Origin of the sequence: Massilia sp. ST3 (assembly GCF_018119405.1) — a bacterium.
Classification (GTDB): domain Bacteria; phylum Pseudomonadota; class Gammaproteobacteria; order Burkholderiales; family Burkholderiaceae_D; genus Telluria.
This window is the reverse complement of the sequence record NZ_JAGPWC010000102.1, coordinates 1-12,616: the sequence shown is the minus strand read 5'-3', so window position 1 is coordinate 12,616 and position 12,616 is coordinate 1. Positions and strand designations below refer to the sequence as shown.

Annotated in this window: 8 protein-coding genes, 1 tRNA gene and 1 pseudogene; 8 read left to right on the top strand and 2 right to left on the bottom strand. The window is 65.6% G+C overall.

Annotated elements, in window-relative coordinates:
* Together KBW98_RS22380 and KBW98_RS22375 are read right to left on the bottom strand one after the other, a co-directional pair.
* A pseudogene (locus tag KBW98_RS22380) lies at nucleotides 1–504 on the bottom strand (hypothetical protein); the annotation flags it as partial.
* 260 nt (nucleotides 505–764) lie between these two features.
* A complete protein-coding gene (locus KBW98_RS22375; protein WP_211522380.1) occupies nucleotides 765–1,670 on the bottom strand; it encodes a cytochrome c5 family protein in 906 nt (301 codons plus the stop codon).
* A 306-nt stretch (nucleotides 1,671–1,976) separates the two neighbouring features.
* On the opposite strand from KBW98_RS22375, the gene KBW98_RS22370 reads away from it, so the two are divergent.
* The 8 genes from KBW98_RS22370 to KBW98_RS22335 all read left to right on the top strand — a co-directional run.
* A tRNA-Arg gene (locus KBW98_RS22370) sits at nucleotides 1,977–2,052 on the top strand.
* 186 nt (nucleotides 2,053–2,238) lie between these two features.
* Nucleotides 2,239–3,213: an acyltransferase family protein gene (locus KBW98_RS22365; RefSeq protein ID WP_211522379.1), complete on the top strand. Its 975-nt coding sequence runs from the start codon at nucleotides 2,239–2,241 to the stop codon at nucleotides 3,211–3,213.
* 412 nt (nucleotides 3,214–3,625) lie between these two features.
* Nucleotides 3,626–4,915 carry a nucleotide sugar dehydrogenase gene (locus KBW98_RS22360; protein ID WP_211522378.1) on the top strand — a complete coding sequence of 430 codons (1,290 nt, stop codon included), beginning with the start codon at nucleotides 3,626–3,628 and terminating at the stop codon, nucleotides 4,913–4,915.
* Between the two features lie 44 nt (nucleotides 4,916–4,959).
* Nucleotides 4,960–6,039, top strand: coding sequence for an SDR family oxidoreductase (locus tag KBW98_RS22355; protein WP_211522377.1), 1,080 nt, complete (start codon nucleotides 4,960–4,962; stop codon nucleotides 6,037–6,039).
* Between the two features lie 51 nt (nucleotides 6,040–6,090).
* Nucleotides 6,091–7,494 (top strand): TIGR03013 family XrtA/PEP-CTERM system glycosyltransferase, encoded by a 1,404-nt coding sequence (locus tag KBW98_RS22350; protein ID WP_211522376.1) that lies wholly within the window; start codon nucleotides 6,091–6,093, stop codon nucleotides 7,492–7,494.
* Between the two features lie 57 nt (nucleotides 7,495–7,551).
* Nucleotides 7,552–9,645, top strand: coding sequence for an XrtA/PEP-CTERM system histidine kinase PrsK (prsK, locus tag KBW98_RS22345; protein WP_211522375.1), 2,094 nt, complete (start codon nucleotides 7,552–7,554; stop codon nucleotides 9,643–9,645).
* A 67-nt stretch (nucleotides 9,646–9,712) separates the two neighbouring features.
* Nucleotides 9,713–11,071: a PEP-CTERM-box response regulator transcription factor gene (gene prsR, locus KBW98_RS22340; RefSeq protein WP_211522374.1), complete on the top strand. Its 1,359-nt coding sequence runs from the start codon at nucleotides 9,713–9,715 to the stop codon at nucleotides 11,069–11,071.
* A partial coding sequence (locus KBW98_RS22335) for a chondroitinase-B domain-containing protein (RefSeq protein WP_211522373.1) occupies nucleotides 11,071–12,616 on the top strand: 1,546 nt, incomplete at its 3' end. The genes prsR and KBW98_RS22335, both read left to right, overlap by 1 nt.

Below are 12,616 nucleotides of genomic sequence, written 5' to 3'. Positions count from 1 at the left end.
TGCGATGGTGCCGCTGCGCACCAGGTCCAGGGTACGGGTCTGGCCGGCGCCCAGGGTCGGCAGCACGGCCGAGATCACGGCGTGGCGGACCGAACCGTCCGGGTGGGTGGCTTTCACATCGACCTGCAGGGGCAGGGAGCTGCCATCGTCGAGACGGCCGACCAGGCCCGCGCCCTTGGCCAGGTGACCGACAGCGAAGACCTGGCCGAAGGTGACCGGGACATTATTCTGTGCAACGGTGGCGCTGGTGTTTTCCAGGCGCACATTGGTGATCGCGCCGGCGGTGGTCGGTGCAGTCGTCGTGGGGGCGGTCGGCGCGGTGGTGGTCGGCGCAGTCGGAACCGGGGTCGGGGTAGTAGTCGTCGGCGCGGTCGGGGAGGTGGTCGCCGAGCGGCCCGAGGTGGTACCGGCGGTCGCGTCGCCGCCTCCGCATGCCACGAGGATCACGCCGCAGAGAGTGGTGGAGAGAGTACGTGCTGCCAGGGTATTCAATCGGGATTTCATTTCAACCTTCCAGTAGTTGCTGTGACGACTTACTTTCCGTCACTCAAGAACCTGAAGGTTACGGCAAAGCAAAACAGATTCCCAGCGGAATTCACATTTGTGTTCGATATTTCGCCCAAATGCAACACAACATTAAGCGGTTTTTAACGAATATTGTTTGCAGGTAAATCGTTTGCTTGCCAGTTTTGTCTTGAAGATTGACTGAACGCAAGAAAAAAGACCCGCCGGGGTGCGGCGGGTCTTTTTCTGAGATTGTTAAATTATTTGGCGGCGGCAACCATGTAATCGACGGCTGCCTTGATGTCCGCGTCCGGAGCGGAAGATCCGCCTTTTGGCGGCATCATGCCGGCCTTGCCCTGGAAGCCCTTGATCGCATGTTCGTACAGCACGTTGTCGCCCTGCTTGATGCGCGCGGCCCAGGCAGCCTTGTCGCCGAACTTCGGCGCACCGGCGATACCGGCGCCATGGCAGGCGACGCAGGCGGCGTTGTAGGTGTTCTTGCCGGTGTCGGCGCTGGCGACTGCCGGAGCGGCCGCTGCCGGCGCAGGCGCGGCGGCCGGGGCCGCGGCGGCCGGTGCGGTGGCGATCGGCGCAGCGGTGGCCGCGTTGGCGGCGGCAGGGGCTGCGGCAGCTTCGGCGGCAGGGGCGGCTGCAGGGGCGGGCACGGCTGGCTCCTTGAAGCTGGCGCCGCTCTTGTTCGTCATGAAGACTACGGCGCGCGCCACTTCCACATTGTCGAGGTCGGGGTTGCCGCCCTTGGCCGGCATCGCGCGGATGCCTTCGATCGCATGCTTGACCAGGGTGTCGTAGCCTTGGGCGATACGGGCGCCCCAGGCGCCGCTGTCGCCGGTCTTGGGCGCGCCTGCGGCGCCGCTGTCATGGCAGGCCGCGCACACTGCGGCGTAGACGGCGCCGCCGGCCTGCAGCACCTTCGGTGCATTGGCGTCGACCAGGGTATAGCCTTCTTCCGCTACCGGACGCACGCGGGCCGCGACCGCTTCGGCGCTCTGGCTGTCGGTGCCGGCGCCGACCAGGCGGTCGTTGGTGGCGAAGGTGACCAGCAGGATGATGCCGATGACGATGACGAGGAAAAATGCCGTGACGGCGACGACGAGCTGCTTCGGCGTCCGGATCATCGATTGGTGTTCGTTGTGTGCGTCGCTCATGATTTCCTTAATGCTATTAAAAAAACCTGCCAATCTCCGGCGCCTGCCGCGTTTCCGGCGCTTGCCGCTTCACTTCCAATGCCTGCTGTCGAGCGCGCTTCCTTGCCGGCCTGGCGGGCCGCCTCAGGACTTGCCTGTAGGCTTGCATTCCGGGCTTCACTACGTGCTTTATTGCAAACACTGCCAAACGGCCGATTATAGTCTCAAAGCTTGCTCGCTGTAATTAAAAATCAAGTCGTAGCGCGACAGTACTCATGGACGCGCGCGGCGAAAGACTGTATCCTTCGCACTCGCAGTTTTCCCAATGCGGCTGTAGCTCAGTGGATAGAGTATTGGCCTCCGAAGCCAAGGGTCGTGGGTTCGATCCCCGCCAGCCGCGCCACGAATGATCCCGTCCAGTTTCATCGGCGCCACGAATCGTCGTCGGTGCTAGTAAATAATTGTTTTTCTGACACTCGTATGTTAGCTTGACGGCACCCCAACCAGCGGGCGCTCGGCGCCTTACGTCATCATGGGCCATGCACGTCCCACCAGTTTTCCGTCTACCGCTTCCACATCAGCTCCCGCCGTGTCCGCCAAGCCCGCAGGGCCGATCAGCGCGCGCGTCAGCCTGAATTTTTCCTTCGCCAAGGTCGTGGCGATCTTCACCGTGGTCCTGGGCCATTTCGGGGTGCGCGACTTCGGCCTGTCGGTCTGGGTGCCGGTCACCTTCGGCCTGTTCCTGTTCGCCTTCTCGTCCGGCTATTTCACCCGCCTGCTGTACGGCGAGCAGGTGGATCGCGCCAAGTTCTGGCGCAAGAAGCTCGAACGCCTGGCGGTGCGCTACTGGGTGATCCTGGCCGTGATCGCGGCGATCGTCGCCTTCAAGGGCAAGACCGTGCTGCACTGGCACAGCCTGGTGCACGCCGCCGGCATGTCCGGCGTGCTCAACTGGTTCGGCATCCGCAACTACAGCGGGCTGGGCGCCGGGTTGTGGTTCTTCACGCTGCTCCTGCTGTTCTATATTGCCTATCCCTATCTGGCGCGCATGGCGGCCCGCAAGGCGCTGGCGGTGGGCATGCTGGCAGTCGGCTTCGTGCTCGCCGCCTATCTGCAGGACACGGTCCGGGTCGGCCACATGCTGTGGCCAACCGCCTATGCCTTCATCGCCGGCGTGGTGTTCGGCGCTCAGGGCGTGCGCCTGCCGGCCTGGCTGGCCATGCTGGCGGCGATTGCCTTCAGCGGCGCCATGGTCTTGCTGAACCTGCAGGGGATCAAGGAGTGGAACATCGCCCTGATCACCGCCACCAGCCTGTCGCTGGCGCTGTGGCTGGTGGTCGGCCGCGTGCCCGACTGGCCGCTCACGCGCATGATCGCGGGACTGGAAAAATACCTGCTCGAGATCTTCCTGATCCACACTTACCTGTTCATGCGTCCCACCACTAACTGGGGGCTGAACTTCCTGCTGTCGCTGAGCGTAATCATGGTCGCGTCGGTACTGGTCGGCCGCGTCGCGGATATCCTGTCCAGCGCCCTGTTCCGTCAACGCGCCGGGCGCGGCTAGCGCGCCTCGCCCGCCAGGACTCGCAAGCCCGGCTCTCGCATTCGATTGTTATTTAAATTGCATCAATTTCCGGACTTCGAAGGCCAGCACGATTGAGTTCCGAAATGAACTTGATTTTTAGAAAATGCTAATATGACACGATAATTACTGATGAGCAGCTTATCCCCGTAAAGGGGCACGGGCGCTGCCGTTGCGCGCTTTCAGGACTGCGCCGGACGGTTTCTCATCAGTCCTCTTGAGCTGATGAAACATTGTTTCTGAGCCAATGAAATACGTAAAATTTTGGTAACAAATTTTGTGTATTGTTGTTACTTTTCTACAAACGGATGCCTTTGGTTGAGCTCGATAGACCATCCGTGCTATAGTAAAGTTAGCATAATAGCAAAATTCAATTCTTGAACGGAACCCGATAATGAAAGCAGATGAAGTCGTCGCGGTAGTAGGACTGGGGTATGTCGGTTTGCCGCTGGCAGTAGAGTTCGGCAAAAAAGGACGAACCATCGGCTTCGACCTCTCGACCGCCAAGATCGAGAGCTACAAGAAATTCATCGACCCGGCCGGCGAGGTATCCGTCGAGCAGCTGCAGGCCTCGCGCCACCTGGAACTGAGCACGGATCCGAGCGTGCTGGCCCAGGCCGACTACATCGTCGTCGCCGTTCCGACACCGGTCGATATCGCCCACAACCCCGACTTCACGCCCCTGATCGGCGCCAGCAAGTCGGTCGGCAAGCACATGAAGCGCGGCGCCACCGTGGTCTACGAATCGACCGTCTACCCTGGCGCGACCGAGGAAGTCTGCATCCCGATCCTGGAGAAGGAGTCGGGCCTGAAGTGGAAGCAGGACTTCCACGTCGGCTTCTCGCCGGAGCGCATCAATCCGGGCGACAAGGAACATACCCTGACCACCATCCTGAAGGTGGTCTCGGGCGACGACGAGGATTCGCTCGACCGCATCGCCAAGCTGTATGAATCGGTGGTGACCGCCGGCGTGTACCGCGCCTCCAGCATCAAGGTGGCCGAAGCCGCCAAGGTGATCGAGAACACCCAGCGCGACCTGAACATCGCCCTGATGAACGAACTGGCGATCATCTTCGACAAGATCGGCATCGACACGCTGGACGTGCTGAAGGCCGCCGGCACCAAGTGGAACTTCCTGCCCTTCCGTCCGGGCCTGGTGGGCGGCCACTGCATCGGCGTCGATCCCTACTACCTGACCCACAAGGCCGAGATGATCGGCTACCACCCGCAGGTGATCCTGGCGGGCCGCCGCATCAACGACGGCATGGCCAAGTTCGTGGCCGAGAAGACCGTCAAGTCGATGATCTCCTCGGGCTTCCACGTGAAGGGCTCGAAGGTCAACGTGATCGGCCTGACCTTCAAGGAAAACTGCCCCGACCTGCGCAACTCGAAGGTGGCCGACATCGTCCACGAGCTCGAGAGCTACGGCGTGGACGTGCACGTCTACGACCCGGTGGCCGACGCCGCCGAGTCCGAGCACGAATACGGCATCAAGCTGGAAAGCTGGGACAGCCTGCCGCAGGCCGACGCCGTGATCGTCGCCGTGCCGCACAAGGAAGTCCTGGCCCTGTCGCTGACCGATTTCCAGTCCAAGCTGAACGAAGGCGGTTGCTTCATCGACGTCAAGGCGCAATTCGATCCGAAGGCGCTGCGCGAAGCCGGCTACTGCGTCTGGCGCATGTAAGTGTTGCCAGTGCGGTCCAGGGCCGCCGCTTTGCGGCGGCGGCCATGCCGGTCCTGCCGCCTGCGATCCAGGCGTCAATCAGAAAGTGTCCCAACGTGAATAAGTTTCAGGAAGTTCAGCAGCACCTCGCCCAGCACAGCCACCACTGGTTAGTCACCGGTGCGGCCGGCTTCATCGGTTCGAACCTGGTCGAGGCCCTGCTCAAGCTGAACCAGCGTGTCACTGGTCTCGATAACTTCGCGACCGGGCACCGCCACAACCTGGAACAGGTGCGCGAAGCCGTCGGCGCCGGCCAGTGGGAACGCTTCGACTTCATCGAAGGCGACATCCGCGACAGCGCCGCCTGCGCGCGCGCTGTCGCCGGCGTGGACTTCGTGCTGCACCAGGCGGCACTCGGCTCGGTACCGCGCTCGATCAACGATCCCTTGACCACCAACGCGGTCAACATCGACGGTTTCCTGAACATGCTGGTGGCGGCGCGCGACGCCGGCGTCAAGCGCTTCGTGTACGCCGCTTCCAGCTCGACCTACGGCGACCACCCGGACCTGCCGAAGGTCGAGGAGCGCATCGGCAATCCGCTCTCGCCGTATGCGGTGACCAAGTACGTCAACGAGCTGTACGCCGACGTGTTTGCCCGCACCTATGGCACCGAGGCGGTTGGCCTGCGCTACTTCAACGTGTTCGGTCCGCGCCAGGATCCGAACGGCGCCTACGCCGCCGTGATTCCGCAGTGGGTGGCGGCCCTGATCCGCAACCAGGCGCTGCACATCAACGGCGACGGCGAGACCAGCCGCGATTTCTGCTTCATCGAGAATGTCGTCCAGGCCAACATCCTGTCCGCCCTGGCGGGCAAGGACGCGGCCAACCAGGTGTACAACGTGGCCCTCGGCGAACGCACCAGCCTGAACGAGCTGTACGGGATGATGCGCGCGCTGCTGGCCGACCGCTACGCGCACGTGGCCGCGCACCAGCCGCAGTACGGCGAGTTCCGCCGCGGCGACGTGCGCCACTCGCAGGCGGATATTTCGAAGGCCGCCACCCTGCTGGGCTACCAGCCCACGCACCGCATCGGCGAAGGCTTGAAGCAGGCCATGGACTGGTATGTCCGCAACCTGCCGCAGTAACCGGGACACCCATGCATATCCAGAAAAGTAATAACAATTTCGGAGGCTACCGTGTTTAGGATCTCTAATCACTACGTGTCGAAGATCGTTTTCCTCTTGTTGTTCGTCGAGGTCCTGGTGGTGCTGGGCGCCGCCTACGTCGGGGCCGCGGTCCGCATGCTCGAGTACGGCGACGCCGTCGCGGCGGCCCATTTCGACCACTTCTTCACTTCCGCGGTCGCCTTTACCGCCGCCATCATCTTCAGCATGAGCGCGATGGGCATGTACCAGCTCGACTACGACGAAGGCCTGCGCCATCCCTTCTTCATGAAGCTGATGCCGTCCTTCGTGATGGGCTTCATGATCCTGGCCCTGGTGTTCTACGTGGCGCCCGAGCTCTACCTCGGCCGCGGCACCATGGTGCTGGTGTTCGCCCTCTCGGGCATCGGCATCTTCCTGGCGCGCATGGTGTTCTTCAAGACCTCGGAAGCGCGCTTCCTGCAGTCGCGCATCATGTTCCTCGGCAGCGGCCCGCTGGCCAAGGAATGCAGCGACCTGGCCACCAGCAAGTCGCGCTACCACAAGTACGACATCGCCGGCTTCCTGTCGGCCCCGAGCGAGGAACTGTGCGTGCCCTCGAACAGCCTGCTCAAGATGCGCGACGGCGACTCCCTGGTCAAGCTGGCGCGCCAGCACAATGTCGAGGAGATCGTGGTCTCGGTGCAAAACCGCCGCGGCGGCTTCCCGATCAAGGAACTGCTCGACTGCAAGCTGCAAGGCATCAAGGTCACCGACGCCGCCACCTTCTTCGAGCGCGAGACCTGCCAGATCCGCGTCGACTCGCTGCAGCCTTCCTGGCTGGTGTTCGGCGGTGGCTTCGACCAGAGCTTCGTGCGCACCTTCATGAAGCGCAGCTTCGACCTGGTGTGCAGCATCCTGATCCTGGTGATGACCTTCCCGCTGATGCTGGCCGCGGCCCTGGCCGTGTGGCTGGAAGACCGCGGCCCGGTGTTCTACTCGCAGGAGCGGGTCGGCAAGGACGGCAAGACCTTCCGCGTGCACAAGTTCCGCTCGATGCGCGCCGACGCCGAGAAGAACGGCAAGCCGCAATGGGCCGCCCAGAACGACCCGCGCGTCACCCGCGTCGGCAACTTCATGCGCAAGACCCGCATCGACGAGCTGCCCCAGATCCTGAACGTGTTCACCGGCGAGATGTCCTTCGTCGGCCCGCGCCCGGAGCGTCCGTACTTCGTCGAGCAGCTGATCGAAGTGGTCCCGTACTACAACGTGCGCCACAGCGTCAAGCCGGGCATCACCGGCTGGGCCCAGGTGCGCTACGGCTACGGCTCCTCGGCCGAGGACGCATTGCAAAAGCTCCAGTACGACCTGTACTATGTCAAGAACAACAGCCTGTTCCTGGACATCCTGATCCTGATCAATACGCTCAAGGTCGTGCTGTTCCGCAGCGGCCGTTGATCCCGTCCGGCGGCGCCCAGCCGCCGGATCCACCTTCCCGAGCGCCGACGCTTCCAGATGGACGCCACTTCCCTGACCAGCATCGCGGTCTATAGCCACGCCCTGGCGGCGGTGTGCTTCCTCGTGCTCGGCCTGCCCATGCTGGCCGGATGGCGCACGCGCCCGCACGGCGCGGCCCTGGCCGCGGCCTGCCTGCTGACCAGCGTGTGGATGGCGCTGCTGGCCTGGGCCGCCCACGGCGGCGCGCTGTGGTCGGTGGCCTCCGACATGCTGGGCCTGTTGCGCAACGCCGCCTGGATGCTGTTCCTGGGCCTGCTGGCCGGCCGCGTGACCAGCCCGCACAGCCGCCTGCCGCTGCGCCTGCGCCCGCCCGCCGCCGCCGCCGCGCTCGGCTTCGGCGTGCTGCTGGTGCTGGCCCTGCTGGGCTGGTGGGACCTGGCGCACAGCGGCCTGGGCCTGGCCCCGGTGACCCTGCGCGTGGGCCTGGCGATCGGCGGCATGCTGCTGGTCGAGCAGGTCTACCGCAGCCGCTCGCTGCAGGAGCGCTGGGCGGTGAAATTCGCCTGCCTCGGCATCGGCGCCATCTTCGCCTACGACTTCTACCTGTACAGCCACGCGATGCTGTTCCGCGAGATCGACCCCGACATCTGGGCCGCGCGCGGGATCGTCAACGCGCTCGCGGTGCCGCTGCTGGTGGTGGCGCTGGGCCGCAGCAAGCTGTGGGAGTCGCCGCTGGCGGTGTCGCGCCGCGCCATGTTCCACTCGGCCGCGCTGTTCGGCTCGGCCATCTACCTGCTGGCGATGGGCTCGGCCGGCTACTACCTGCGCTTCTTCGGCGGCAGCTGGGGCGCGGTGATGCAGGTGGCCTTCCTGTTCGGCGCCCTGATCGTGCTGGCCGGCGTGCTGTTCTCGGGTTCCTTCCGCGCGCGCCTGAAAGTCTTCATCAGCAAGCACTTCTACAGCTACAACTACGACTACCGCGAAGAGTGGCTGCGCTTCACGCGCACCCTGTCCGAGCCGGGCCCTGGCCTGGGCGAGCGCGCGATCGAGGCGGTCGCGGCCCTGGTGGAAAGCCCGGGCGGCGTCCTGTGGCTGCGCCGCGAATCGGGCCGCTTCGAGCCGGCCGCGCACTGGCAGGCGCCGGCGGCGAGCAGCAGCGAGCCCGCCGATTCGGCCTTCTGCCAGTTCCTCGAATCGAGCCAGTGGGTGATCGACGTCCAGGAATTTGCCCATACCCCCGACAAGTACGACGCCCTGGTGCTGCCGGAGTGGGTGGCGTCCTATCCGCGCGCCTGGCTGGTGGTGCCGCTGATCCTGCACGCGCGCCTGTTCGGCTTCGTGCTGCTGCAGACCTCGCGCAGCCCGATCAAGCTGAACTGGGAAATCATCGACCTGCTCGAGATCGCCGGCAGCCAGGCCGCCAGCCAGCTGGCCCAGCAGGAAGCGGCCGACGCCCTCACGGTGGCGCGCCAGTTCGAATCCTTCAACCGCATGTCGACCTTCGTAGTGCACGACCTGAAGAACCTGGTGGCCCAGCTGTCGCTGATGAACGCCAACGCCGCGCGCCACAAGGACAATCCCGAATTCCAGGCCGACATGCTGGAGACCATCGACCTGTCGGTGCAGAAGATGAAGCTGCTGCTGCAAAAGCTGAGCCGCACCACCAACCAGGAAAAGCCGGTGCTGCTGGCGATCGACGAAGTGGTGCGCCAGGCGGTGGCGCTGAAGGGCGCCTTCGAGCCCCATCCGCAGCTGCGCATCGAGGCGCGGGGCCTGCGCGTGCTGGCCGAGCGCGAGCGCCTGGAACGCGTGGTCGGCCACCTGGTCCAGAACGCGATCGAGGCCACGCCGCGCACCGGCAGCGTGACGGTGCGCGTGACCGAGACCGCGGACGGCGGCCTGGTCGAGATCGCCGACACCGGCGAAGGCATGAGCGAGGAATTCATCCGCGAGCGCCTGTTCAAGCCCTTCGACTCGACCAAGTCGGCCGGCATGGGCATCGGCGTGTTCGAGAGCCGCGAATATATCAATGAACTGGGCGGCAGCCTGGAGGTGAGCAGCAGGCCGGGCCACGGCACCACCTTCCGCGTGCTGCTGCCGCTGTACCGCCAGGAAGCGCAGCAGGCCCAGGCCGCACGCTCGGCCGCATAAGCAACGCACGAGCAACAGATACCGAACGCACAACGAAAAACAGCCCGGCGAGACCACCGAGGATAACGTGACACAAAACAAACCGAAACTGCTCATCATCGAAGACGACCCCGGGCTGCAGAAGCAGCTCAAGTGGAGCCTGGACGCCTATGACGTGGCGGTCGCCGGCGACCGCGAAGCGGCCCTGGCCCAGATCCGCCGCCACGAGCCGGCGGTGGTGACCATGGACCTGGGCCTGCCGCCCGACCCGGACGGCTCCACCGAAGGCCTGGCGACCCTGCAGCAGATCCTGGCGCTGGCGCCGGACACGCGCGTGATCGTCCTGACCGGCAACCAGGACCACAGCAACGCGGTCAAGGCGATCGGCCTGGGCGCCTACGACTTCCACCAGAAGCCGGTCGATCCCGAGGTGCTGAACCTGGTGATCCAGCGCGCCTTCTTCCTGCACAACCTGCAGCAGGAAAACCGCCGCATGCAGCAGAACCAGGCCGATTCGCCGCTGTCGGGCGTGATCTCGCGCGATCCCGGCATGCTCAAGGTCTGCCGCAACATCGAGAAGGTCGCCCCGACCTCGGCCTCAGTGATGCTGCTGGGCGAATCGGGCACCGGCAAGGAAGTGCTGGCGCGCGCCGTGCACCAGCTGTCGCCGCGCTCCAAGGAACGCTTCATGGCGATCAACTGCGCCGCGATTCCCGAGAACCTGCTCGAGAGCGAACTGTTCGGTTACGAAAAGGGCGCCTTCACCGGCGCCGCCAAGCAGACCAAGGGCAAGGTCGAACTGGCCCACGGCGGCACCTTCTTCCTAGACGAAGTGGGCGACCTGCCGATGGCGCTGCAGGCCAAGCTGCTGCGCTTTCTGCAGGAGCGCGTGATCGAGCGCATCGGCGGCCACGAGGAGATCCCGGTCGACGTGCGCATCGTCTGCGCGACCCACCAGAAGCTCAAGGAACTGTGCGCCGCGGGTCGCTTCCGCGAGGACTTGTACTACCGCCTGTCCGAGATCGTGGTCACCATCCCGCCGCTGCGCACGCGCGAAGGCGACGCCGCCCTGCTGGCCCACCACTTCAAGAACAAGTTCTGCGCCCAGGAGTCGCGCTCCTCGCTGCACTTCGCGCCGGACGCGATCGCCGCGATCGAATCCCACCCCTGGCCGGGTAATGTGCGCGAGATGGAAAACTGCATCAAGCGCGCCGTCATCATGGCCGACGGGAACACCATCGTCGCCGACGACCTCGGCCTGCCGGGCGAAGGCGCGGTGGAGGAACCGATCAACCTGCGCCAGGTGCGCGACGAAGCCGAGTACAAGGCCATCGTCAAGGCGCTGGCCCGGGTCGACGGCAACATCGTCAAGGCCTCCGAGCTGCTCGGCATCAGCCGGCCCACGCTGTACGACCTGATGGGACGGCACGGCATCAAGGCATCCTGATGCGGCGCCTGCTGCTGCGCGCCGGCGCCGCCACGGCGCTGCTCGGCTTCGCCGCCGTGGCTGCCGGGGTGTTCTGGCTGCAGGGCCAGGGCGTGACGCCGCGCGCGCTCGCGCCCTACCTCGAACGGCGCGCGGCCGGCCACAACGATGTCATCACCGGCTTCGCACAGGAAGCCGGCGCCACCCTGCGCCGGCTCGACCGCGGCGCCGACGCCGGGCCGTATCCCCTGCCGCCGCTGGCGATCGGCGCCAGGCCTGAACCGGCCGGCGACGGCGCGGGCGCGCGCAAGCCGGTGCATTCGGTGGAAGAGGCGCGCGAAGCTTTCTCCGGGGCCCTGGCGGGCGACGTGATCGTGTTCGCGCCGGGCGTCTACCGCCTCACGCGGGCGCTGGAAGCGCGCCGGCCGGGCGTGGAGGGCGTGCCGGTGACGGTGCGCGCGGAGCGCCCCGGCACCGTGGTCATCGAGGTCGCCAGCAGCGAAGGCATTAAGGTGCTCGGACCCTACTGGCGTTTCGAGAACCTGAGCATCCGCGGCGCCTGCGCGTCGCCCGCAAGCTGCGAGCATGCTTTCCACGTGACCGGGCTGGCCAAGGGCTTCGCGGCCGTGAACAACACCATCACCGACTTCAACGCCCACATCAAGGTCAATGGCGACGCCCACGGCTTCCCGGACGGCGGCCTGGTCGAGCACAATACCCTGACCAATACCAGCGCGCGCCGCACGCCCAGGCCGGTCACGCCCTTCGACCTGGTGGCCGCCAACGACTGGATCATCCGCGCCAACCTGATCACCGACTTCGTCAAGGCGACGGGCGACCGCATCAGCTACGGCGCCTTCGCCAAGGGCGGCGCCGCGCGCACCCTGTTCGAACGCAACGTGGTGCTGTGCGAGCACAAGCTGCGCGGCCTGCCGGGCGAACGCGTCGGGCTGTCCTTCGGCGGCGGCGGCACCGGCAAACCGTATTGCCGCGACAAGCGCTGCATCACCGAGCACGAAGCCGGCGTGATGCGCGCCAACCTGATCGCCTCCTGCTCGGATGCCGGCATCTACGTCAACAGCGGCGCCACCACCAAAATCGCCGACAACACCCTGCTCGACACGGCGGGCGTGCAGGTGCGCTTCCCGGAAAGCGGGGCGGAACTGGACGGCAATGTGATCGATGGCGCGGTGACCGAACGCAATGGGGGACGGGCGACCCTGCTGGACAACCGCAGCAGCGCCATCGCGGCGCTGTACGCGGGGCTGCATGCGCAGCGCGGCCTGTTCGCGGATCCTGACACCCTCGACCTGCGCTGGAAGGACGAGGCGCCGCGCCGCGCCGGGCCAGGTATGCCGGGTCCAGACCTGTGCGGCGCCAGGCGCGCCGCCCAGCCGGCCTATGGCGCCTTCGAGGACTTCGCCGCCTGCCTGGCGCGGTTGGGTGGGCGGCTTTGCCGCCAACGCGTGTTCGGCAAAACCAATAGGACAGCGGGCGATTCGAGCGGTGGCGATCCCCGCGTTGGGGGGGGGGGCCCCCCCCCCCCCCCGCCCCCCCCCCCCCCCC

Excerpts from the sequence above, each read along its gene's own strand:
- KBW98_RS22375 (WP_211522380.1), bottom strand. The coding sequence starts at position 1,670 with ATGAGCGACGCACACAACGAACACCAATCGATGATCCGGACGCCGAAG.
- KBW98_RS22360 (WP_211522378.1), top strand. The coding sequence starts at position 3,626 with ATGAAAGCAGATGAAGTCGTCGCGGTAGTAGGACTGGGGTATGTCGGT.
- KBW98_RS22355 (WP_211522377.1), top strand. The coding sequence starts at position 4,960 with ATGCCGGTCCTGCCGCCTGCGATCCAGGCGTCAATCAGAAAGTGTCCC.
- prsK (WP_211522375.1), top strand. The coding sequence starts at position 7,552 with ATGGACGCCACTTCCCTGACCAGCATCGCGGTCTATAGCCACGCCCTG.